General features: G+C 53.1%; 22 protein-coding genes. 17 read left to right on the top strand and 5 right to left on the bottom strand.

The annotated features are described in order from the left end of the window. Position 1 precedes the first annotated feature (1 nt). Positions 2-901 (top strand): biotin transporter, encoded by a 900-nt coding sequence (gene bioP, locus HEN21_RS14785; protein ID WP_176252076.1) that lies wholly within the window; start codon positions 2-4, stop codon positions 899-901. Here the strand turns inward: bioP and metR are convergent. Then, positions 789-1,742: an HTH-type transcriptional regulator MetR gene (gene metR / locus HEN21_RS14780; protein WP_016231528.1), complete on the bottom strand. Its 954-nt coding sequence runs from the start codon at positions 1,740-1,742 to the stop codon at positions 789-791. The genes bioP and metR overlap by 113 nt on opposite strands. Before the next feature lie 117 nt (positions 1,743-1,859). On the opposite strand from metR, the gene metE reads away from it, so the two are divergent. After that, a complete protein-coding gene (metE, locus tag HEN21_RS14775) occupies positions 1,860-4,121 on the top strand; it encodes a 5-methyltetrahydropteroyltriglutamate--homocysteine S-methyltransferase (RefSeq protein WP_176252075.1) in 2,262 nt (753 codons plus the stop codon). Between the two features lie 38 nt (positions 4,122-4,159). Here metE and HEN21_RS14770 read toward each other — a convergent pair whose 3' ends face one another. Beyond that, positions 4,160-4,975, bottom strand: a complete 816-nt coding sequence (locus HEN21_RS14770) for a dienelactone hydrolase family protein (protein WP_105285815.1) — start codon at positions 4,973-4,975, stop codon at positions 4,160-4,162. A 261-nt stretch (positions 4,976-5,236) separates the two neighbouring features. Between HEN21_RS14770 and udp the strand changes: the two genes are divergently transcribed. From udp to tatD, 9 genes are all read left to right on the top strand, one after another. Further along, a complete protein-coding gene (gene udp, locus HEN21_RS14765; RefSeq protein ID WP_000045188.1) occupies positions 5,237-5,998 on the top strand; it encodes a uridine phosphorylase in 762 nt (253 codons plus the stop codon). A gap of 140 nt (positions 5,999-6,138) precedes the next feature. After that, positions 6,139-7,566 carry a DNA recombination protein RmuC gene (rmuC, locus tag HEN21_RS14760; RefSeq protein WP_016158870.1) on the top strand — a complete coding sequence of 476 codons (1,428 nt, stop codon included), beginning with the start codon at positions 6,139-6,141 and terminating at the stop codon, positions 7,564-7,566. Between the two features lie 94 nt (positions 7,567-7,660). After that, on the top strand, positions 7,661-8,416 hold the full coding sequence (gene ubiE, locus HEN21_RS14755) for a bifunctional demethylmenaquinone methyltransferase/2-methoxy-6-polyprenyl-1,4-benzoquinol methylase UbiE (protein WP_000227958.1): 756 nt from the start codon (positions 7,661-7,663) through the stop codon (positions 8,414-8,416). A gap of 13 nt (positions 8,417-8,429) precedes the next feature. Then, positions 8,430-9,035, top strand: a complete 606-nt coding sequence (gene ubiJ, locus HEN21_RS14750) for a ubiquinone biosynthesis protein UbiJ (RefSeq protein WP_001116107.1) — start codon at positions 8,430-8,432, stop codon at positions 9,033-9,035. Beyond that, positions 9,035-10,675, top strand: coding sequence for a ubiquinone biosynthesis regulatory protein kinase UbiB (gene ubiB / locus HEN21_RS14745; protein WP_000187538.1), 1,641 nt, complete (start codon positions 9,035-9,037; stop codon positions 10,673-10,675). Before ubiJ ends, ubiB begins: the two co-directional genes overlap by 1 nt. A gap of 78 nt (positions 10,676-10,753) precedes the next feature. Further along, a complete protein-coding gene (tatA, locus tag HEN21_RS14740) occupies positions 10,754-11,023 on the top strand; it encodes a Sec-independent protein translocase subunit TatA (RefSeq protein WP_001295260.1) in 270 nt (89 codons plus the stop codon). Positions 11,024-11,026: 3 nt separating this feature from the next. Continuing rightward, complete coding sequence (tatB, locus tag HEN21_RS14735; RefSeq protein ID WP_000459596.1) at positions 11,027-11,542, top strand: Sec-independent protein translocase protein TatB; 516 nt, start codon at positions 11,027-11,029, stop codon at positions 11,540-11,542. A 2-nt stretch (positions 11,543-11,544) separates the two neighbouring features. Then, positions 11,545-12,315, top strand: coding sequence for a Sec-independent protein translocase subunit TatC (gene tatC / locus HEN21_RS14730; protein ID WP_000109945.1), 771 nt, complete (start codon positions 11,545-11,547; stop codon positions 12,313-12,315). Positions 12,316-12,356: 41 nt separating this feature from the next. Then, the gene (tatD, locus tag HEN21_RS14725) at positions 12,357-13,139 is read left to right on the top strand and encodes a 3'-5' ssDNA/RNA exonuclease TatD (RefSeq protein ID WP_016158871.1); all 783 of its coding nucleotides are present in this window, start codon (positions 12,357-12,359) and stop codon (positions 13,137-13,139) included. Here tatD and rfaH read toward each other — a convergent pair. After that, a complete protein-coding gene (rfaH, locus tag HEN21_RS14720) occupies positions 13,136-13,624 on the bottom strand; it encodes a transcription/translation regulatory transformer protein RfaH (RefSeq protein ID WP_001192392.1) in 489 nt (162 codons plus the stop codon). The two genes, tatD and rfaH, sit on opposite strands and share 4 nt — an antisense overlap. 166 nt (positions 13,625-13,790) lie before the next feature. On the opposite strand from rfaH, the gene ubiD reads away from it, so the two are divergent. Together ubiD and fre are read left to right on the top strand one after the other, a co-directional pair. Then, the gene (ubiD, locus tag HEN21_RS14715) at positions 13,791-15,284 is read left to right on the top strand and encodes a 4-hydroxy-3-polyprenylbenzoate decarboxylase (protein WP_176252074.1); all 1,494 of its coding nucleotides are present in this window, start codon (positions 13,791-13,793) and stop codon (positions 15,282-15,284) included. A gap of 45 nt (positions 15,285-15,329) precedes the next feature. Next, entirely contained in the window at positions 15,330-16,031 is a 702-nt protein-coding gene (gene fre / locus HEN21_RS14710) for an NAD(P)H-flavin reductase (protein WP_010352530.1), read from the top strand. A gap of 184 nt (positions 16,032-16,215) precedes the next feature. On the opposite strand, the gene fadA is transcribed toward fre, so the two are convergent. Then, positions 16,216-17,379 (bottom strand): acetyl-CoA C-acyltransferase FadA, encoded by a 1,164-nt coding sequence (fadA, locus tag HEN21_RS14705; RefSeq protein ID WP_105285811.1) that lies wholly within the window; start codon positions 17,377-17,379, stop codon positions 16,216-16,218. A gap of 9 nt (positions 17,380-17,388) precedes the next feature. Beyond that, on the bottom strand, positions 17,389-19,578 hold the full coding sequence (fadB, locus tag HEN21_RS14700; RefSeq protein ID WP_176252073.1) for a fatty acid oxidation complex subunit alpha FadB: 2,190 nt from the start codon (positions 19,576-19,578) through the stop codon (positions 17,389-17,391). A gap of 189 nt (positions 19,579-19,767) precedes the next feature. Between fadB and pepQ the strand changes: the two genes are divergently transcribed. The 4 genes from pepQ to hemG are packed head-to-tail and all read left to right on the top strand — an operon-like array spanning position 19,768 to position 23,760. Continuing rightward, entirely contained in the window at positions 19,768-21,099 is a 1,332-nt protein-coding gene (pepQ, locus tag HEN21_RS14695; RefSeq protein WP_000444561.1) for a Xaa-Pro dipeptidase, read from the top strand. Continuing rightward, a complete protein-coding gene (locus HEN21_RS14690) occupies positions 21,099-21,713 on the top strand; it encodes an IMPACT family protein (RefSeq protein WP_016158874.1) in 615 nt (204 codons plus the stop codon). Before pepQ ends, HEN21_RS14690 begins: the two co-directional genes overlap by 1 nt. A 38-nt stretch (positions 21,714-21,751) precedes the next feature. Beyond that, positions 21,752-23,203: a Trk system potassium transporter TrkH gene (trkH, locus tag HEN21_RS14685; RefSeq protein ID WP_000545681.1), complete on the top strand. Its 1,452-nt coding sequence runs from the start codon at positions 21,752-21,754 to the stop codon at positions 23,201-23,203. 11 nt (positions 23,204-23,214) lie between these two features. Continuing rightward, complete coding sequence (gene hemG / locus HEN21_RS14680; protein ID WP_000853955.1) at positions 23,215-23,760, top strand: menaquinone-dependent protoporphyrinogen IX dehydrogenase; 546 nt, start codon at positions 23,215-23,217, stop codon at positions 23,758-23,760. The last annotated feature ends 81 nt before the right edge of the window (positions 23,761-23,841 follow it).

Genomic DNA, 23,841 nt, shown 5'->3' with positions numbered 1-23,841 from the left:
TGTGGCGCTACTTATCATCACCACTATTCTGTGGGCCTTCTCCTTTAGCTTTTATGGCGAGTACCTTGCGGGGCACGTCGACAGCTATTTTTCGGTGCTGGTACGCGTTGGGCTGGCGGCGCTCGTTTTCCTGCCGTTCCTGCGTACCCGTGGCAATAGCCTGAAAACCATTGGCCTGTATATGCTGGTGGGCGCGATGCAGCTTGGCATTATGTATATGCTGAGTTTCCGCGCCTATCTCTACCTGACGGTCTCTGAACTGCTGTTATTTACCGTCCTGACGCCGCTCTACATCACGCTGATTTATGACATTATGAGTAAGCGCCGTCTGCGCTGGGGATATGCTTTTAGCGCGTTACTCGCGGTGATTGGTGCCGGGATTATTCGCTATGATCAGGTCACCGACCATTTCTGGACTGGCCTGCTGCTAGTGCAACTCTCCAATATCACTTTTGCCATCGGCATGGTGGGTTACAAACGCCTGATGGAAACTCGCCCGATGCCGCAGCATAACGCCTTTGCGTGGTTCTATCTTGGCGCGTTCCTGGTGGCGGTGGTTGCATGGTTCTTGCTGGGAAATGCGCAGAAAATGCCGCAAACCACGCTGCAATGGAGCATTCTGGTGTTTCTTGGCGTGGTGGCTTCCGGGATTGGTTATTTTATGTGGAACTACGGTGCGACTCAGGTGGACGCCGGAACGCTCGGCATTATGAATAATATGCACGTTCCGGCAGGATTACTGGTTAACTTGGCTATCTGGCATCAACAGCCGCATTGGCCAACATTTATTACAGGCGCGCTGGTGATCCTGGCTTCATTGTGGGTGCATCGGAAGTGGGTCGCTCCGCGCTCTTTACAAACGGCAGATGATCGCAGGCGTGATTGCGCGCCGAGCGAATAAACGCTTCTGTCACTGGCTGACGCTGCTCGCCGTCGCGCACGGCGGCGTACAGTCGGCTCCATAATCCCTCGCCCAGGGTTTTGGTCACAACCAGACCCTGGCGCTCAAAACTCTCCACGACCCAATGTGGTAGAGCGGCAATACCCATCCGCGCGGCAACCATCTGAATCAACAATAAAGTGTTATCGACGCTTTTCAGCGACGGGCTAACGCCTGCGGGCTGCAGAAAATGCCGCCAGACGTCCAGTCGGCTACGCTGTACCGGATAAATCAGCAGCGTTTCGCTGGCGAGATCTTCCGGCGTGATTCGTGTTTTCGCGGCCAGTGGATGGTCAGGTGCTAACACCAGGCGTACTTCATAATCGAACATCGGCGAATAATGCAGGCCACTGCGCGGCAGAATATCGGAGGTCATCACCAGATCCAGCTCGCCCTGCTGCAACGCGGGCTGCGGGTCAAACGTCACGCCCGATTTAAAATCCATCTCTACCTGCGGCCAGTTCTTATAGAAATTTTCTAACGCGGGCGTCAGCCACTGAATACAGCTATGGCACTCAATGGCAATGCGCAGGCGCGTCTGCTGCGGTTCATTGCAGGCTTGCAGTGCCTGGCTGATTTGCGGCAGCACCTGGTTTGCCAGTTGCAACAGGATTTCTCCCTGCGGCGTAAAACGTAGCGGCTGGCTTTTACGCACAAATAGCCGGAAGCCAAGGCGTTGTTCCAGATCGCTAAACTGGTGAGACAGGGCGGATTGCGTCTGATGCAACGTCGCCGCAGCGGCTGCGAGCGAGCCGCAATTCCGCAACGCTTGTAGCGTTTTCAGGTGTTTTACTTCGATCATGAAAGTCCTTCACTTCGGCATGAATAATTTGCGCTTGAGGAATATACAGTAACCGCCAATTATGGATGTGTAAACATCTGGACGGCTAAATACTAAAAATTCCATAAGGGGCATATAATGACAATTCTTAATCACACCCTCGGTTTCCCTCGCGTTGGCCTGCGTCGCGAGCTGAAAAAAGCGCAAGAAAGTTATTGGGCGGGGAACTCCACGCGTGAAGAACTGCTGACAGTAGGGCGTGAACTGCGTGCTCGTCACTGGGATCAACAAAAGCAGGCGGGGATTGACCTGCTGCCGGTGGGCGATTTTGCCTGGTACGATCATGTTCTGACTACCAGCCTGCTGCTGGGTAACGTTCCAGCGCGTCATCAGAATAAAGATGGTTCGGTGGATATCGACACCCTGTTCCGTATTGGTCGCGGTCGTGCGCCAACAGGTGAACCTGCGGCGGCGGCGGAAATGACCAAATGGTTTAACACCAACTATCACTACATGGTGCCGGAATTCGTTAAAGGCCAACAGTTCAAACTGACCTGGACGCAGCTGCTGGATGAAGTGGACGAGGCGCTGGCGCTGGGTCACAAGGTGAAACCTGTGCTTCTGGGGCCGGTTACCTGGCTGTGGCTGGGTAAGGTGAAAGGTGAACAGTTTGACCGCCTGAGCCTGCTGAACGACATTCTGCCGGTTTATCAGCGGGTTCTGGCAGAACTGGCAAAACGCGGTATTGAGTGGGTACAGATCGACGAACCGGCGCTGGTGCTGGAACTACCGCAGGCGTGGTTGGACGCATACAAACCCGCTTACGATGCTCTACAGGGGCAGGTGAAACTGCTGCTGACTACCTATTTTGAAGGCGTAACGCCAAATCTCGACACGATTACGGCGCTGCCTGTTCAGGGTCTGCATGTCGACTTCGTGCATGGTAAAGATGACGTAGCAGAACTGCACAAGTGTCTGCCTTCTGACTGGCTGCTGTCTGCGGGTCTTATCAATGGTCGTAACGTCTGGCGCGCCGATCTCACCGAGAAATATGCGCAAATTAAGGACATTGTCGGCAAACGTGATTTGTGGGTGGCATCTTCCTGCTCACTGCTGCATAGCCCTATCGACCTGAGCGTGGAAACGCGTCTTGATGCAGAAGTGAAAAGCTGGTTTGCCTTCGCCCTGCAAAAATGCCATGAACTGGCGCTGCTGCGCGATGCGCTGAACAGTGGTGACACGGCAGCACTGGCAGAGTGGAGCGCCCCGATTCAGGCGCGTCGTCACTCTACTCGTGTACATAATCCGGCGGTAGAAAAGCGTCTGGCGGCGATCACCGCCCAGGACAGTCAGCGTGCGAATGTCTATGAAGTGCGTGCCGAAGCCCAGCGTGCGCGTTTTAAACTGCCAGCGTGGCCGACCACCACGATTGGTTCTTTCCCGCAAACCACGGAAATTCGTACCCTGCGTCTGGATTTCAAAAAGGGTAATCTCGACGCCAACAACTACCGCACGGGCATTGCGGAACATATCAAGCAGGCCATTGTTGAGCAGGAACGTTTGGGACTGGATGTGCTGGTACATGGCGAGGCTGAGCGTAATGACATGGTGGAATACTTTGGCGAGCACCTCGACGGTTTTGTCTTTACGCAAAACGGTTGGGTACAGAGCTACGGTTCCCGCTGCGTGAAGCCACCGATTGTCATTGGTGACGTTAGCCGCCCGGCACCGATTACCGTGGAGTGGGCGAAGTATGCGCAATCGCTGACCGACAAACCGGTGAAAGGGATGCTGACTGGCCCGGTAACCATTCTCTGCTGGTCGTTCCCGCGCGAAGATGTCAGCCGTGAAACCATCGCCAAACAAATTGCGCTGGCGCTGCGTGATGAAGTGGCCGATCTGGAAGCCGCTGGAATTGGCATCATCCAGATTGATGAACCGGCGCTGCGCGAAGGTTTACCGCTGCGTCGTAGCGACTGGGATGCATATCTCCAGTGGGGCGTAGAGGCCTTCCGTATCAACGCCGCCGTGGCGAAAGATGAAACGCAGATCCACACTCACATGTGTTATTGCGAGTTCAACGACATCATGGATTCGATTGCGGCACTGGATGCAGACGTCATCACCATCGAAACCTCGCGTTCCGACATGGAGTTGCTGGAGTCGTTTGAAGAGTTTGATTATCCGAATGAAATCGGTCCAGGCGTCTATGACATTCACTCGCCAAACGTACCGAGCGTAGAATGGATTGAAGCCTTGCTGAAGAAAGCGGCAAAACGCATTCCGGCAGAGCGCCTGTGGGTCAACCCGGACTGTGGCCTGAAAACGCGCGGCTGGCCAGAAACCCGCGCGGCACTGGCGAACATGGTGCAGGCGGCGCAGAATTTGCGTCGGGGGTAAACATAAACCGGGTGGCAATGCCACCCGGTCTTTTCTCATTACAGCGACTTCTTCCCACCATACTGCTTAAACCACTCCAGCATACGCTGCCAGCCATCTTTTGCAGATGCGGCATGATAGCTCGGGCGATAATCGGCGTTAAACGCATGACCGGCGTCCGGGTACACGATAATCTCTGCTTTCGCATTAGCAGCCCGCAGCGCCTGGCGCATGGTTTCAACGCTCTCCTGCGGAATGCTGTTATCCTGACCACCATATAAGCCGAGAACCGGCGCGTTGAGATCGGTTGCGATATCAACAGGTTGTTTCGGTGAGTTCAGCGACTTATCGCCCGTCAGTTTGCCGTACCACGCCACTGCCGCTTTCAGTTGCGGGTTATGCGCGGCATATAGCCAGGTGATACGTCCGCCCCAGCAAAATCCGGTAATCATTAAGCGATGGACGTCGCCGCCGTTGCGGGACGCCCAACTGGCGACATGATCGAGATCGGCCAGCACCTGCGAGTCAGGCACTTTTGCCACCAGACCGCTGAGCAACGTGGGAATATCGGCGAAATCATTAGGATCGCCTTCGCGGAAGTAGAGTTCTGGTGCGATAGCCAGATACCCCTCCAGCGCCAGACGGCGACAAATGTCACGGATATGTTCATGCACGCCAAAAATTTCCTGCACTACAATGACCACTGGTAGTGGGCCATCGCTCTGCTTTGGACGGGCATGATAAGCAGGCATGTTATCCCCTTGTGAAGGGATAGAGGTGAACCCTGCTACAATCGCATCGTCCGGGGTCTGAACGATGGTCGAGGCGAGGGGGGATGCAGCAGGTGCAAATCCAGAGTGTTGTGTTGTTGTCATGGTATTCTCCGTACCCTTATAAAAATTTTGCGCAATGTTAACTATAGTCAGCGTGCAACAATTCACATTGCCTCAAATGGCTCATCTTTTAAGCAGCCTTACTGACTTAAGAGTAAATTATGTGATTTAAGTCACTTTTGATGAGTAAATGTATGCAACACATTTGCATCATAGTGATGATTATCACGAAAAAATCTTAATCCCTTCGGTAAAGTACCTTTTTGCTTCTTCTGACTAAACCGATTCACAGAGGAGTTGTACATGTCCAAGTCTGATGTTTTTCATCTCGGCCTCACTAAAAACGATTTACAAGGGGCTACGCTTGCCATCGTCCCAGGCGACCCGGATCGTGTGGAAAAGATCGCCGTGCTGATGGATAAGCCGGTTAAGCTGGCATCTCACCGCGAATTCACCACCTGGCGTGCAGAGCTGGATGGTAAACCTGTTATTGTCTGCTCTACCGGTATCGGCGGCCCGTCTACCTCTATTGCTGTTGAAGAGCTGGCACAGCTGGGCATTCGCACCTTCCTGCGTATCGGTACAACTGGCGCTATTCAGCCGCATATTAATGTTGGCGATGTACTGGTTACCACGGCGTCTGTTCGTCTGGATGGCGCGAGCCTGCACTTCGCACCGCTGGAGTTCCCGGCTGTCGCTGATTTCGAATGTACGACTGCGCTGGTTGAAGCAGCGAAGTCTATTGGCGCGACGACGCACGTTGGCGTGACTGCTTCTTCTGATACCTTCTACCCAGGTCAGGAACGTTACGATACTTACTCTGGTCGCGTAGTCCGTCACTTTAAAGGTTCTATGGAAGAGTGGCAGGCGATGGGCGTGATGAACTATGAAATGGAATCTGCGACTCTGCTGACCATGTGTGCAAGTCAGGGCCTGCGTGCTGGTATGGTGGCGGGCGTTATCGTTAACCGCACTCAGCAAGAGATCCCGAATGCTGAGACGATGAAACAAACCGAAAGCCATGCGGTGAAAATCGTGGTGGAAGCGGCGCGTCGTCTGTTGTAATTCTCTTCTCCTGTCTGAAGGCCGACGCGTTCGGCCTTTTGTATTTTTGCGTAGCGCCTCGCAGGAAATGCCTTTCCAACTGGACGTTTGTACAGCACAATTCTATTTTGTGCGGGTAAGTTGTTGCGTCAGGAGGCTTTGTGGATTTCTCAATCATTGTTTATGCCATTATTGCGCTGGTCAGTGTGGCCATCGGCTGGCTGTTTGCCAGTTATCAACATGCGCAGCAAAAAGCCGAGCAATTAGCTGAACGTGAAGAGATGGTCGCGGAGTTAAGCGCGGCAAAACAACAAATTACCCAAAGTGAACACTGGCGCACAGAGTGTGAATTACTCAATAACGAAGTGCGCAGCCTGCAAAGTATTAACACCTCGCTGGAGGCTGATCTGCGTGAAGTGACCACGCGGATGGAGGCCGCACAGCAACACGCTGACGATAAAATTCGCCAGATGATTAACAGCGAGCAGCGTTTGAGCGAGCAGTTTGAAAACCTCGCCAACCGTATTTTCGAGCACAGCAATCGCCGCGTTGATGAGCAAAACCGTCAGAGCCTGAACAGCCTGTTGTCGCCGCTGCGTGAACAACTGGACGGTTTTCGCCGTCAGGTTCAGGACAGCTTCGGTAAAGAAGCACAAGAACGCCATACCCTGACCCACGAAATTCGCAATCTCCAGCAGCTCAACGCGCAAATGGCCCAGGAGGCAATCAACCTGACGCGTGCGCTGAAAGGCGACAATAAAACCCAGGGCAACTGGGGCGAAGTGGTATTAACGCGAGTACTGGAAGCATCTGGCTTGCGTGAAGGGTATGAATACGAAACCCAGGTGAGTATCGAAAATGACGCCCGCTCGCGGATGCAGCCGGATGTCATCGTGCGGCTACCGCAGGGGAAAGACGTGGTGATCGACGCCAAAATGACGCTGGTCGCTTATGAACGCTACTTCAACGCGGAAGACGACTACACCCGCGAAAGTGCATTGCAGGAACATATCGCGTCGGTGCGTAACCACATCCGCTTGCTGGGACGTAAAGATTATCAACAGCTGCCGGGGCTAAGAACCCTGGATTACGTGCTGATGTTTATCCCCGTCGAGCCTGCGTTTTTACTGGCGCTTGATCGCCAGCCGGAGCTGATAACAGAAGCGTTGAAAAACAATATCATGCTGGTTAGCCCGACCACGCTGCTGGTGGCGTTGCGTACTATCGCCAATCTCTGGCGTTATGAGCATCAAAGTCGCAACGCCCAGCAAATCGCCGATCGCGCCAGCAAGCTGTACGACAAGATGCGTTTGTTCATCGATGACATGTCTGCGATAGGTCAAAGTCTGGACAAAGCGCAGGATAACTATCGTCAGGCAATGAAAAAACTCTCTTCAGGTCGCGGAAATGTGCTGGCGCAGGCAGAAGCGTTTCGCGGTTTAGGGGTAGAAATTAAACGCGAGATTAATCCGGATTTGGCTGAACAGGCGGTGAGTCAGGATGAAGAGTATCGACTGCGGTCGGTTCCGGGGCAGCCGAATGATGAAGCTTATCAACGCGATGATGAATATAATCAGCAGTCGCGCTAGCCCATTGGGGGTAGTTACGCCGGGTAGAAATCTAGGGCATCGACGCCCAATCTGTTACACTTCTGGAACAATTTTTTGATGAGCAGGCATTGAGATGGTGGATAAGTCACAAGAAACGACGCACTTTGGTTTTCAGACCGTCGCGAAAGAGCAAAAAGCGGATATGGTCGCCCACGTTTTCCATTCCGTGGCATCGAAATACGATGTTATGAATGATTTGATGTCATTTGGTATTCATCGTTTGTGGAAGCGTTTCACGATCGATTGCAGCGGCGTACGCCGTGGGCAGACTGTACTGGATCTGGCTGGCGGCACCGGCGATCTGACAGCGAAATTCTCTCGCCTGGTCGGTGAAACGGGTAAGGTGGTCCTCGCCGATATCAATGAATCCATGCTCAAAATGGGGCGCGAGAAACTGCGTAATATCGGTGTGATTGGCAACGTTGAGTATGTTCAGGCGAACGCCGAGGCGCTGCCGTTCCCGGATAACACCTTTGATTGCATCACCATTTCGTTTGGTCTGCGTAACGTCACCGACAAAGATAAAGCACTACGTTCAATGTATCGCGTGCTGAAACCCGGCGGCCGCCTGCTGGTGCTTGAGTTCTCGAAACCGATTATCGAGCCGTTAAGCAAAGCTTATGACGCTTACTCCTTCCATGTTCTGCCGCGTATTGGCTCGCTGGTCGCGAATGACGCCGACAGCTACCGTTATCTGGCTGAATCCATCCGTATGCATCCCGATCAGGATACTCTGAAAGCCATGATGCAGGATGCCGGATTCGAAAGTGTCGACTATTACAACCTGACGGCTGGCGTTGTGGCGCTGCATCGTGGTTATAAGTTCTGACAGGAGTACGACTATGCCTTTTAAACCTTTAGTGACGGCAGGAATCGAAAGTCTGCTCAACACCTTCCTGTATCGCTCACCCGCGCTGAAAACCGCCCGCTCGCGTCTGCTGGGTAAAGTATTGCGCGTGGAGGTAAAAGGCTTTTCGACATCGTTGATTCTGGTGTTCAGCGAACGTCAGGTCGATGTACTGGGAGAATGGGCAGGCGATGCTGACTGCACTGTTATCGCTTATGCCAGCGTGTTGCCGAAACTTCGTGATCGCCAGCAGCTTGCTGCACTGATTCGTAGCGGTGAGCTGGAAGTGCAGGGCGATATTCAGGTGGTGCAAAACTTTGTTGCGCTGGCAGATCTGGCGGAGTTCGACCCAGCGGAACTGCTGGCACCTTATACGGGTGATATCGCCGCCGAAGGCATTAGCAAAGCCCTGCGTGGTGGCGCGAAGTTCCTGCATCACGGTATTCAACGCCAGCAACGCTACGTGGCGGAAGCCATTACTGAAGAGTGGCGTATGGCGCCTGGTCCGCTTGAAGTGGCCTGGTTTGCGGAAGAGACATCCGCCGTTGAGCGAGCCGTCGATGCGCTAACCAAACGGCTGGAAAAACTGGAGGCAGTTTAATGACGCCAGGTGAAGTACGGCGCCTGTATTTCATCATTCGCACTTTTTTAAGTTACGGACTTGATGAACTGATCCCTAAAATGCGTATCACTTTGCCGTTGCGGTTATGGCGATACTCATTATTCTGGATGCCGAATCGGCATAAAGACAAACCATTAGGTGAACGACTGCGACTGGCGCTGCAAGAACTGGGTCCGGTATGGATCAAGTTTGGACAGATGCTATCGACCCGCCGTGACCTTTTTCCGCCGCATATTGCTGACCAACTGGCGCTCTTGCAGGATAAAGTCGCGCCTTTTGACGGCGAACTGGCGAAAGCACAAATTGAAGCGGCGATGGGCGGTCTGCCGGTGGAAGCGTGGTTTGATGATTTTGACATTAAGCCGCTGGCATCGGCTTCCGTAGCACAGGTACATACTGCTCGGTTGAAATCGAATGGCAAAGAGGTGGTGATTAAAGTCATTCGCCCGGATATTTTGCCGGTCATAAAAGCGGATCTGAAACTCATCTATCGTCTGGCTCGTTGGGTGCCGCGTTTACTACCGGATGGTCGCCGTCTGCGTCCAACCGAAGTGGTGCGCGAGTACGAAAAGACGTTGATTGATGAACTGAATTTGCTGCGGGAATCTGCCAACGCCATTCAGCTTCGGCGTAATTTCGAAAATAGCCCGATGCTCTACATCCCGGAAGTTTACCCTGACTATTGCAGTGAAGGGATGATGGTGATGGAGCGTATCTATGGCATTCCAGTTTCGGATGTCGCGACGCTGGAGAAAAACGGCACCAACATGAAATTGTTGGCGGAACGCGGTGTGCAGGTGTTCTTCACTCAGGTCTTTCGCGACAGCTTTTTCCATGCCGATATGCACCCTGGCAACATCTTCGTAAGCTTCGAACACCCGGAAAATCCGAAGTATATTGGTATTGATTGCGGGATTGTCGGCTCGCTAAACAAAGAAGATAAACGCTATCTGGCGGAAAACTTTATCGCCTTCTTTAACCGTGACTATCGCAAGGTAGCGGAACTGCACGTTGATTCTGGCTGGGTGCCACCAGATACCAACGTTGAAGAGTTCGAATTTGCCATTCGTACTGTCTGTGAACCTATTTTTGAGAAACCGCTGGCAGAAATTTCATTTGGACATGTGCTGTTAAATCTGTTTAATACGGCGCGTCGTTTCAATATGGAAGTACAGCCGCAACTGGTGTTACTCCAGAAAACCTTGCTCTACATCGAAGGGGTAGGACGCCAGCTTTATCCGCAGCTCGATTTATGGAAAACGGCGAAGCCTTTTCTCGAGTCATGGATTAAAGATCAGGTTGGTATTCCTGCGCTGGTGAGAGCATTTAAAGAAAAAGCGCCGTTCTGGGTCGAAAAAATGCCAGAACTGCCTGAACTGGTTTACGACAGTTTGCGCCAGGGCAAGTATTTACAGCACAGTGTTGATAAGATTGCCCGCGAGCTTCAGGCAAATCATGTACGTCAGGGACAATCGCGTTATTTTCTCGGAATTGGCGCGACGTTAGTATTAAGCGGCACATTCTTGTTGGTCAGCCGACCGGAATGGGGGCTGATGCCCGGCTGGTTAATGGCAGGTGGTCTGATCGCCTGGTTTGTCGGTTGGCGCAAAACACGCTGATTTTTTCATCGCTCAAGGCGGGCCGTGTAACGTATAATGCGGCCTTGTTTAATCATCATCTACCACAGAGGAACATGTATGGGTGGTATCAGTATTTGGCAGTTATTGATTATTGCCGTCATCGTTGTACTGCTTTTTGGCACCAAAAAGCTCGGCTCCATCGGTTCCGATCTTGGTGCATCAATTAAAGGCTTTAAAAAAGCAATGAGCGATGATGAACCAAAGCAGGATAAAACCAGTCAGGATGCTGATTTTACTGCAAAAACTATCGCCGATAAGCAGGCGGATACGAATCAGGAACAGGCTAAAACAGAAGACGCGAAGCGCCACGATAAAGAGCAGGTGTAATCCGTGTTTGATATCGGTTTTAGCGAACTGCTATTGGTATTCATCATCGGCCTCGTCGTTCTGGGGCCGCAACGACTGCCTGTGGCGGTAAAAACGGTAGCGGGCTGGATTCGCGCGTTGCGTTCACTGGCGACAACGGTGCAGAACGAACTGACCCAGGAGTTAAAACTCCAGGAGTTTCAGGACAGCCTGAAAAAGGTTGAAAAGGCAAGCCTGACCAACCTGACGCCTGAACTGAAAGCGTCAATGGATGAACTACGCCAGGCTGCAGAATCGATGAAGCGTTCCTATGTTGCAAACGATCCTGAAAAGGCGAGTGATGAAGCGCACACCATCCATAATCCGGTGGTGAAAGATAATGAAGCTGCGCATGAGGGAGTAACCCCTGCCGCTGCACAAACGCAGGCCAGTTCGCCGGAACAGAAGCCAGAAACCACGCCAGAGCCGGTGGTAAAACCTGTTGCGGACGCTGAACCGAAAACCGCTGCACCTTCCCCTTCGTCGAGTGATAAACCGTAAACATGTCTGTAGAAGATACTCAACCGCTTATCACGCATCTGATTGAGCTGCGTAAGCGTCTGCTGAACTGCATTATCGCGGTGATCGTGATATTTCTGTGCCTGGTCTATTTCGCCAATGATATCTATCACCTGGTATCCGCGCCGTTGATCAAGCAATTGCCGCAAGGTTCAACGATGATCGCCACCGATGTGGCCTCGCCGTTTTTTACGCCGATCAAGCTGACCTTTATGGTGTCGCTGATTCTGTCAGCGCCGGTGATTCTCTATCAGGTGTGGGCGTTTATCGCCCCGGCGTTGTATAAGCACGAACGTCGCCTGGTGGTGCCTCTGCTGGTTTCCAGCTCTTTGCTGTTTTATATCGGCATGGCGTTCGCCTACTTCGTGGTCTTTCCACTGGCATTTGGCTTCCTCGCCAATACCGCGCCGGAAGGGGTACAGGTATCCACCGACATCGCCAGCTACTTAAGCTTCGTTATGGCGTTGTTTATGGCGTTTGGTGTTTCGTTTGAAGTGCCGGTTGCCATTGTGCTGCTGTGCTGGATGGGGATTACCTCGCCAGAAGACTTACGCAAAAAACGCCCGTATGTGCTGGTTGGCGCATTCGTCGTTGGGATGCTGCTGACGCCGCCGGATGTCTTCTCGCAAACGCTGCTGGCGATCCCGATGTACTGCCTGTTTGAAATCGGTGTCTTCTTCTCCCGCTTTTACGTTGGTAAAGGCCGAAACCGGGAAGAAGAAAACGACGCTGAAAGCGAAAAAACTGAAGAATAAATTCAACCGCCCGTCAGGGCGGTTGTCATATGGAGTGCAGGATGTTTGATATCGGCGTTAATTTGACCAGTTCACAATTTGCGAAAGACCGTGGTGATGTTGTAGAGCGCGCTTTTGACGCGGGAGTTGATGGGCTACTCATCACCGGCACTAACCTGCGTGAAAGCCAGCAGGCGCAAAAACTGGCGCGTCAGTATCCGCACTGTTGGTCAACGGCGGGCGTGCATCCTCATGACAGCAGCCAGTGGCAAGCCGCGACCGAAGAAGCAATTATTGAACTGGCCGCGCTGCCAGAAGTAGTGGCGATTGGTGAGTGTGGTCTCGACTTTAACCGCAACTTTTCTACGCCGGAAGAGCAGGAACGCGCTTTTGTTGCCCAGCTACGTATTGCCGCAGAATTAAACATGCCGGTATTTATGCACTGTCGCGATGCCCATGAGCGGTTTATGACATTGCTGGAGCCGTGGCTGAATAAACTGCCTGGTGCGGTTCTTCATTGCTTTACTGGCACACGCGAAGAGATGCAGGCGTGCGTGGCGCGTGGGATTTATATCGGCATTACTGGTTGGGTTTGCGATGAACGACGCGGGATGGAATTGCGTGATCTGTTGCCATTTATTCCGGCGGAGAAATTGCTGATCGAAACCGATGCGCCGTATTTACTCCCGCGCGATCTCACGCCAAAGCCATCATCCCGGCGTAACGAGCCTGCTTATCTGCCTCATATTGTGCAACGTATTGCGCACTGGCGAGGGGAGGATGCTGCGTGGCTGGCGGCCACCACAGATGCCAATGTCAAAACGCTGTTTGGGATTGCGTTCTAGAGTTTGCGGAACTCAGTGTTCTTCACGCTGTGCTTAATTTCTTTATTGATAAGATTAAGCAATAGCATGGAGCGTGCCTCGCCGTCGGGTTCGGTGAAAATGGCCTGAAAACCTTCGAATGCGCCTTCGGTAATAATCACCTTATCACCTGGATATGGCGTTGCCGGATCGACAATGTCTTCCGGTTTATACACCGACAGCTGATGAATCACAGCCGATGGGACTATCGCTGGCGATGCACCAAAGCGCACGAAGTGGCTGACACCACGTGTGGCGTTGATGGTAGTGGTATGAATCACTTCTGGATCAAATTCCACAAACAGGTAGTTGGGGAACAACGGCTCACTGACTGCGGTACGTTTGCCACGCACGATTTTTTCCAGGGTGATCATCGGTGCCAGGCAATTAACGGCCTGTCTTTCGAGGTGTTCCTGGGCACGTTGAAGTTGCCCGCGCTTGCAGTACAGTAAATACCAGGATTGCATAATGACTCTTATCCGTTTAATCGGGGCGCAAGAATAGCAAAAGCGATGCGTTAAGTTAATTATATTCCCCGGTTTGCGTTATAGCGCCTGAGTTCACGCTAATTTAACAAATTTACAGCATCGCGAAGATGAACGCCGTATAATGGGCGCAGATTAAGAGGCTACAATGGACGCCATGAAATATAACGATTTACGCGACTTCCTGACTCTGCTTGAACAGCAGGGTGAGCTAAAACGTATCACGCTCCCGGTGGATCCGCATCTGGAAATCACTGAAATTGCTGACCGCACATTGCGTGCCGGTGGGCCTGCGCTGTTGTTCGAAAACCCTAAAGGGTACTCGATGCCGGTGCTGTGCAACCTGTTCGGTACGCCGAAGCGCGTGGCGATGGGCATGGGGCAGGAAGATGTTTCGGCGCTACGTGAAGTCGGTAAATTATTAGCGTTTCTGAAAGAGCCGGAGCCGCCAAAAGGTTTCCGCGACCTGTTTGATAAGCTGCCGCAGTTTAAGCAGGTGTTGAACATGCCAACGAAACGGTTACGTGGTGCGCCTTGTCAGCAAAAAATCGTCTCCGGCGAGGATGTCGATCTTAACCGCATTCCCATTATGACCTGCTGGCCGGAAGATGCCGCTCCGCTGATTACCTGGGGGTTGACCGTAACGCGTGGCCCGCACAAAGAGCGGCAGAATCTTGGCATTTATCGCCAGCAGTTGATTGGTAAAAACAAGCTGATTATGCGCTGGTTGTCGCATCGCGGCGGCGCGCTGGATTTCCAGGAGTGGTGTGCGGTGCATCCGGGCGAACGTTTCCCGGTTTCTGTGGCGCTGGGTGCTGATCCCGCCACAATTCTCGGTGCAGTCACGCCCGTTCCAGATACGCTTTCAGAGTATGCATTTGCCGGATTACTACGCGGCACCAAAACCGAAGTGGTGAAGTGTATCTCCAATGACCTTGAAGTGCCCGCCAGTGCGGAAATTGTACTGGAAGGGTATATCGAACAAGGCGAAACGGCGCCAGAAGGGCCGTATGGCGACCACACCGGTTACTATAATGAAGTCGATAGTTTCCCGGTATTTACCGTGACGCATATTACTCAGCGTGAAGATGCGATTTACCACTCCACCTATACTGGTCGTCCGCCGGATGAACCTGCGGTACTGGGTGTGGCGTTGAACGAAGTGTTCGTGCCGATTCTACAAAAACAATTCCCGGAAATTGTCGATTTTTACCTGCCGCCGGAAGGCTGTTCCTATCGTCTGGCGGTTGTGACGATCAAAAAGCAATACGCCGGGCACGCGAAGCGCGTCATGATGGGCGTCTGGTCGTTCTTACGCCAGTTTATGTACACCAAATTTGTGATCGTTTGCGATGATGATGTCAACGCACGCGACTGGAATGATGTGATTTGGGCGATTACTACCCGTATGGACCCGGCGCGGGATACCGTTCTGGTAGAAAATACACCCATTGATTACCTGGATTTTGCCTCGCCTGTTTCCGGGCTGGGTTCAAAAATGGGGCTGGATGCCACGAATAAATGGCTGGGGGAAACCCAGCGCGAGTGGGGGCGTCCTATCAAAAAAGATCCGGACGTTGTCGCGCGTATTGATGCAATCTGGGATGAACTGGCTATTTTTAACAACGGTAAAAGCGCCTGAGGCGCGTTTGTATTGCCCTATTTATCGATCCGACAGAGAAAGCGCATGACAACCTTAAGCTGTAAAGTGACCTCGGTAGAAGCTATCACGGATACCGTATATCGTGTCCGAATCGTGCCAGACGCGGCCTTTTCTTTTCGTGCTGGTCAGTATTTGATGGTAGTGATGGACGAGCGCGATAAACGCCCGTTCTCAATGGCCTCGACGCCGAATGAACAAGGTTTCATTGAGCTGCATATTGGCGCTTCTGAAATCAACCTTTACGCGAAAGCAGTCATGGATCGCATCCTCAAAGATCATCAAATCGTGGTCGATATTCCGCACGGTGATGCGTGGCTGCGCGATGATGAAGAGCGTCCGATGATTCTGATTGCGGGCGGCACCGGGTTCTCTTATGCCCGTTCGATTTTGCTGACGGCGCTGGCGCGTAATCCCAATCGTGATATCACCATTTACTGGGGCGGGCGTGAAGAGCAGCACCTTTATGATCTTTCCGAACTTGAGGCGCTTTCGCTTAAGCATCCTGGTCTGCAAGTGGTGCCGGTGGTTGAACAACCGGAAGCGGGCTGGCGTGGTCGTACTGGCACGGTTTTAACGGCGGTGTTGCAGGATCACGGTACGCTGGCAGAGCATGATATCTACATTGCCGGACGTTTTGAGATGGCGAAAATCGCCCGTGACCTGTTTTGCAGTGAGCGTAATGCGCGGGAAGACCGCCTGTTTGGCGATGCGTTTGCGTTTATCTAAGCCATAAAAAAACCCGCCCCTGACAGGCGGGAAGAACGGCAACTAAACTGTTAATCAGTGGCATTTACATCGACGCTGCATCCGGCAAACAATGCCCGATGCGACGCTGTTGCGTCTTATCGTGCCTACAAATAGTTCTGAACCGTAGGCCGGATAAGGCGTTTACGCCGCATCCGGCAAGTGGTTAAACCCGCTCAAACACCGTCGCAATGCCCTGACCCAGGCCGATACACATCGTCGCCAGACCAAACTGGACGTCTTTGCGTTCCATCAGATTCAGCAGCGTGGTGCTGATACGCGCACCGGAACAACCCAGCGGATGACCCAGCGCGATCGCACCACCGTTGAGGTTGATCTTCTCGTCAATTTGCTCCATTAACCCCAGATCTTTAATACACGGCAGGATCTGCGCGGCAAAGGCTTCGTTCATTTCAAACACGCCGATGTCGCTGGCAGAAAGCCCCGCTTTTTTCAACGCCAGCTTAGAGGCCGGAACCGGGCCGTAACCCATAATCGATGGGTCACAACCAACGACCGCCATCGAACGCACGCGAGCGCGCGGCTTAAGACCTAATTCACGGGCGCGGCTTTCACTCATTACCAGCATGGCGGCTGCACCATCGGAAAGAGCAGAGGACGTGCCCGCCGTTACCGTACCGCTGACCGGATCAAACGCCGGACGCAGCGTGGCGAGGGCTTCCACGGTGGTTTCCGGACGAATCACTTCGTCGTAATTAAACTGTTTCAGTACGCCGTCGGCATCGTGACCACCGGTCGGGATGATTTCATTTTTAAATGCCCCCGACTGCGTGGCGGCCCAGGCGCGAGCGTGTGATCGCGCGGCAAAGGCATCCTGCATTTCACGGCTGATACCGTGCATACGCGCCAGCATTTCTGCCGTTAAGCCCATCATGCCCGCCGCTTTGGCGACATTACGGCTAAGACCGGGGTGAAAATCGACGCCGTGGCTCATCGGCACATGGCCCATATGCTCCACGCCGCCGACCAGACATGCCTGCGCATCGCCGGTCATGATCATCCGTGCTGCGTCATGCAATGCCTGCATGGATGAACCACACAAGCGATTGACGGTCACCGCAGGGACAGAGTGCGGCACTTCTGCCAGCAGCGCAGCGTTACGGGCGATGTTAAAACCCTGCTCCAGCGTCTGCTGCACACACCCCCAGTAAATATCGTCGAGAGTAGCCGCTTCCAGCGCCGGATTACGCGCCAGCAGGCTACGCATTAAATGAGCGGAGAGATCTTCCGCACGCACGTTACGAAAAGCACCGCCCTTCGAACGGCCCATCGGGGTGCGAATTGCATCGACAATGACAACCTGTTCCATTGTGACTCCTTAAGCCGTTTTCAGGTCGCCAACCGGACGGGCTGGCTCAACCGGGGGATAGTACGGTTCGTTATGACGCGCTTTATTACGCAGACCTTCCGGCACTTCATACAGCGGGCCGAGGTGCTGATACTGCTGTGCCATATCGAGATATTTCGCGCTGCCGAGGGTGTCCAGCCAGCGGAACGCGCCGCCGTGGAACGGAGGGAAGCCCAGGCCGTAGACCAGCGCCATGTCCGCTTCTGCCGGAGTGGCGATAATGCCCTCTTCCAGACAGCGGACTACTTCGTTGACCATCGGGATCATCATGCGGGCGATAATCTCTTCCTCGCTGAAATCGCGCTTCGGCTGGCTGACTTCTGCCAGCAGGCCGTCAACGGCGGTGTCTTCTTCTTTCTTCGGCTTGCCTTTGCTGTCTTCTTTATAACGCCAGAAACCGAGGCCGTTCTTCTGACCAAAGCGGTTGGCATCAAACAGCGCGTCGATGGCGTCGCGATAATCTTTCTGCATCCGCTGCGGGAAGCCTGCTGCCATCACGGCCTGAGCATGGTGCGCGGTATCAATCCCCACGACATCCAGCAGATATGCCGGACCCATCGGCCAGCCAAACTGTTTTTCCATCACTTTGTCGATCTTGCGGAAGTCCGCGCCGTCGCGAAGCAACTGGCTGAATCCAGCGAAGTAGGGGAACAGTACGCGGTTAACGAAGAAGCCGGGGCAGTCGTTCACCACAATCGGCGTCTTGCCCATCTTGCTTGCCCAGGCGACGACTTTCGCGATGGTTTCGTCGGAGCTTTTCTCGCCGCGAATAATTTCCACCAACGGCATCCGGTGCACCGGGTTAAAGAAGTGCATACCGCAGAAGTTTTCCGGGCGTTCCAGCGCGTTGGCCAGTTCGCTGATAGGAATGGTTGAAGTGTTAGAGGCCAGTACGGTATCCGGGCGTACTTTTTGTTCGGTTTCTGCCAGTACGGTTTTTTTCACTTTCGGGTTTTCAACAACCGCTTCTACCACAACATCCACACGGTCAAACCCGGCGTAGTCGAGCGTTGGGTGGATCGTGGAGATCACGCCAGCCAGTTTCAGACCATCGATCTTCCCGCGCTCAAGCTGCTTGTTCAGCAGTTTCGCGGCTTCAGTCATGCCGAGGGTTAACGACTTGTCGTTGATATCTTTCATGATCACCGGCACGCCCTTCCACGCAGACTGGTAAGCAATGCCGCCCCCCATAATGCCTGCGCCCAGCACAGCGGCCTGTTTCGGGGTTTCAACGTCTTTGGTGAGTTTCTTCGCTTTGCCTTTTACATATTGATCGTTAAGGAAAATGCCGACCAGTGCGCGAGCTTCGTTGGTATGCGCCAGCGGGACAAAACTTTTGTTTTCCAGGTTTAAGGCTTCTTCACGGCCAAAACGGGCAGCCGATTCAATAGTTTTTACTGCGGTGATGGGGGCCGGATAATGTTTCCCCGCCGTTTGCGCGACCATCCCTTTAGCGATGGTGAAGCTCATGGTGGCTTCAATCTTGCTCAGTTTTAGCGGTTCCAGCTTCGGCTGACGTTTCGCTTTCCAGTCGAGGTCGCCGTTAATGGCCTGGCGTAAAATCGCCATCGCGCCTTCAAGTAGTTTTTCTGCTTTGACTACGCCATCAACCAGACCGATTTTCAGTGCCTGATCCGCGCCGACATCTTTACCGGCGGCAATGATTTCCAGCGCACTGTCAGCGCCCAGCATACGTGGCATACGTACAGAACCGCCAAAGCCCGGCATGATGCCCAGTTTGGTTTCCGGCAGACCGATACGCAGATCCGGCGTTGCCAGACGATAATCGGTCGCCAGTACACATTCACAGCCACCACCCAGCGCGTAGCCGTTGACGGCGGCAATGGTCGGCACCGGCAGATCTTCCAGGCGATTAAACACGCTATTGGCAAAATGCAGCCACTGGCTTAACTGTTCTTCGGGAACGAGGAACAGGGACAAAAATTCGGTGATATCAGCACCGACGATAAAGGCCGCTTTGTTCGAACGCAGCAGCAGCCCTTTTAAATCTGATTGCTGTTCCAGCACGCCGATGGCCTCGCCGAGGCTGGCGACGGTCGAAGTGTCGAGTTTATTAACTGAACCTGGGGCATCAAATACCAGTTCGGCAATGCCATCTTCCAGCCAGTCAAGGTACAGGGTGTCGCCTTTGTAAAGCATGTCAGTCTCCTGAATCCGCAAGGTGATCTGGTCGTACCAGATGAAATGGAGTGTGTATTTTGTGTTAAAAATATGCAAACAAAAGATTAAAGAAATGCCGATTCGATCACGCTCGGCAGAAATCACGCTCTGTATGAACGATGTGCTAAGATGCGGAGACTTAAGGTCAAAAAAACAGAAGGGTAAAAAATGGAATCACTGGCCTCGCTCTATAAAAATCATATAGCTACCTTACAAGAACGGACTCGTGATGCGCTGGCGCGCTTCAAGCTGGATGCATTACTTATTCACTCCGGCGAGCTGTTCAACGTTTTTCTCGACGATCATCCCTATCCGTTTAAAGTGAACCCGCAATTCAAAGCGTGGGTGCCGGTAACTCAGGTGCCAAACTGCTGGCTGCTGGTGGATGGCGTGAACAAGCCGAAACTGTGGTTTTATCTGCCGGTTGATTACTGGCACAACGTCGAACCGCTGCCGACCTCCTTCTGGACTGAAGATGTGGAAGTGATCGCGCTGCCGAAAGCCGATGGCATTGGTAGCCTGCTGCCTGCTGCGCGCGGCAATATCGGTTATATCGGTCCGGTGCCGGAACGTGCGCTGCAACTGGGTATTGAGGCCAGCAACATCAACCCGAAAGGGGTGATCGACTACCTGCATTACTACCGCTCCTTCAAAACCGAGTACGAACTGGCCTGTATGCGTGAAGCGCAGAAAATGGCGGTCAACGGTCATCGTGCGGCAGAAGAAGCGTTCCGTTCTGGCATGAGCGAGTTCGATATCAATATTGCCTATCTGACCGCGACCGGTCATCGTGATACCGACGTGCCTTACAGCAACATTGTGGCGCTTAACGAACATGCTGCGGTGCTGCATTACACCAAACTGGATCATCAGGCGCCGGAAGAGATGCGCAGCTTCCTGCTGGATGCCGGGGCCGAATATAACGGCTATGCGGCTGACCTGACCCGTACCTGGTCGGCAAAAAGCGACAACGACTACGCACAGCTGGTGAAAGACGTAAATGATGAACAACTGGCGCTGATCGCCACCATGAAAGCAGGCGTAAGCTATGTGGATTACCACATCCAGTTCCATCAGCGCATCGCCAAACTGCTGCGTAAACATCAAATCATCACCGATATGAGTGAAGAAGCGATGGTCGAAAACGATCTCACCGGACCGTTTATGCCGCACGGTATCGGCCATCCGCTGGGCCTGCAGGTGCATGACGTAGCCGGTTTTATGCAGGATGATAGCGGTACGCACCTCGCGGCACCGGCAAAATATCCGTACCTGCGCTGCACCCGTATTCTCCAGCCAGGCATGGTGTTAACCATCGAACCGGGTATCTACTTCATCGAATCGCTACTGGCACCGTGGCGTGAAGGGCAGTTCAGCAAACACTTCAACTGGCAGAAAATTGAAGCACTGAAACCGTTCGGCGGCATTCGTATCGAAGACAACGTGGTGATCCACGAAAACAACGTGGAAAACATGACCCGGGATCTGAAACTGGCGTGATGGAAAGCTGGTTAATTCCTGCGGCACCGGTCACGGTCGTTGAAGAGATCAAAAAGAGCCGCTTCATTACGTTGTTGGCGCATACCGATGGCGTCGAGGCGGCGAAAGCGTTTGTTGAATCGGTGCGGGCAGAGCACCCAGATGCCCGCCACCATTGCGTGGCGTGGGTAGCTGGCGCACCGGATGATTCTCAACAACTGGGTTTCTCTGATGACGGGGAACCTGCGGGAACGGCAGGTAAACCGATGCTCGCCCAACTAATGGGCAGCGGCGTCGGGGAAATTACCGCCGTGGTGGTGCGCTACTACGGTGGCATCTTGCTGGGCACTGGTGGGTTAGTGAAAGCGTATGGTGGCGGCGTGAATCAGGCGCTGCGACAGCTAACGACCCAACGCAAGACGCCATTAACCGAATATACTTTGCAATGTGAATATAGTCAGTTAACCGGCATTGAAGCGTTGCTGGGGCAGTGTGGTGGCAAAATTATCAACAGTGATTATCAGGCATTCGTTCTGCTGCGGTTGGCGCTTCCGGCGGCGAAAGTGGCTGAATTTTCCGCAAAGCTGGCGGATTTTAGCCGTGGTTCATTGCAATTGTTAGCGATTGAAGAATAATCCCCACTTCGTTTTGCAGAACTAAGGAAGCGGCAGAGATGCATTTTCGCGCCATTACCCGAATCGTTGGACTACTGGTCATCTTATTTTCAGGGACCATGATTATCCCTGGGCTGGTAGCACTCATCTACCGGGATGGGGCAGGCCGCGCTTTTACCCAGACCTTTTTTGTCGCCCTCGCCATTGGCTCTATGCTGTGGTGGCCGAACCGTAAAGAGAAGGGCGAACTGAAATCCCGCGAAGGTTTTCTGATTGTGGTGCTGTTCTGGACGGTGCTGGGTAGCGTCGGTGCGCTCCCTTTTATCTTCTCGGAAAGCCCGAACCTCACGATTACCGATGCGTTTTTTGAATCTTTCTCCGGCCTGACCACCACCGGGGCCACTACGCTGGTGGGGCTGGATTCGCTCCCTCATGCGATTCTTTTTTATCGCCAGATGCTGCAATGGTTTGGCGGGATGGGGATCATCGTGTTGGCAGTCGCGATACTACCTATCCTCGGCGTGGGTGGGATGCAGCTCTATCGCGCAGAAATGCCCGGCCCGCTGAAAGATAACAAAATGCGCCCGCGTATTGCGGAAACGGCGAAAACCTTGTGGCTGATTTATGTCTTGCTGACCGTCGCCTGTGCGCTGGCGCTGTGGTTTGCCGGAATGAATGCTTTTGATGCCATCGGTCATAGCTTCGCGACAATCGCCATTGGCGGCTTCTCAACCCATGATGCCAGCGTTGGCTATTTCGATAGCCCGACAATTAACACTATCATTGCTATCTTCCTGCTGATCTCCGGCTGTAACTATGGCCTGCACTTCTCGCTGCTAAGTGGTCGTAGTCTGAAGGTTTACTGGCGCGATCCGGAATTTCGCATGTTTATCGGCGTACAGTTTACGCTGGTGGTTATTTGTACACTCGTACTGTGGTTTCATAATGTCTACAGTTCGGCGCTGATGACGATTAACCAGGCGTTTTTCCAGGTGGTGTCGATGGCGACAACCGCTGGGTTTACGACTGACAGCATTGCCCGCTGGCCGCTCTTTTTGCCGGTACTGCTGTTATGTTCAGCTTTTATCGGCGGTTGCGCCGGGTCAACGGGCGGTGGCCTGAAAGTGATCCGCATCTTACTGTTGTTCAAACAGGGGAACCGTGAGCTGAAACGACTGGTGCATCCGAACGCCGTCTACAGCATTAAGTTGGGGAACCGTGCACTGCCGGAACGTATCCTCGAGGCTGTATGGGGATTTTTCTCGGCCTATGCGTTGGTATTTATTGTCAGTATGTTGGCGATTATCGCCACTGGCGTGGATGACTTTTCTGCCTTTGCTTCGGTTGTGGCGACATTGAATAACCTGGGGCCGGGGCTTGGCGTGGTTGCTGATAACTTTACCAGCATGAACCCGGTGGCTAAATGGATCCTGATTGCCAATATGTTGTTTGGTCGTCTCGAGGTGTTTACATTGCTGGTGCTCTTTACCCCGACTTTCTGGCGTGAATGATGGAGTAATACGTGAAAACATTAATTCTTTTCTCAACAAGGGACGGACAAACGCGCGAGATTGCCTCCTACCTGGCTTCGGAACTGAAAGAACTGGGGATCCAGGCGGATGTCGCTAATGTGCACCGCATTGAAGAGCCACAGTGGGAAAACTACGATCGCGTGGTCATTGGCGCGTCTATTCGCTACGGTCACTACCATTCTGCGTTCCAGGAATTTGTCAAAAAACATGCGACGCAGCTGAACTCAATGCCGAGCGCCTTTTACTCCGTAAACCTGGTGGCGCGTAAACCGGAGAAGCGTACTGTGCAGACTAATAGCTACGCGCGGAAGTTTCTGATGAACTCACAATGGCGTCCCGATCGCTGTGCAGTCATTGCCGGGGCGCTGCGTTATCCCCGCTATCGTTGGTACGACCGCTTTATGATCAAGCTCATCATGAAGATGTCAGGCGGTGAAACGGATACGCGCAAAGAAGTTGTCTATACCGATTGGGAGCAAGTGGCGAATTTCGCCCGGGAAATTGCCCATTTAACCGACAAACCGACGCTGAAATAAGCACAAAGAATAAAAAACGCGCATTTGGAAAATTATTTTAAATTTCCTCTTGTCAGCTCAGAATAACTCCCTATAATGCGC

It is taken from the genome of Escherichia sp. 93.1518 (assembly GCF_013368915.2).
Taxonomy (GTDB): Bacteria; Pseudomonadota; Gammaproteobacteria; order Enterobacterales; family Enterobacteriaceae; genus Escherichia; species Escherichia ruysiae.
Note: the sequence above shows the minus strand (reverse complement) of the source record. Positions and strands in the feature narration are given on the sequence as shown.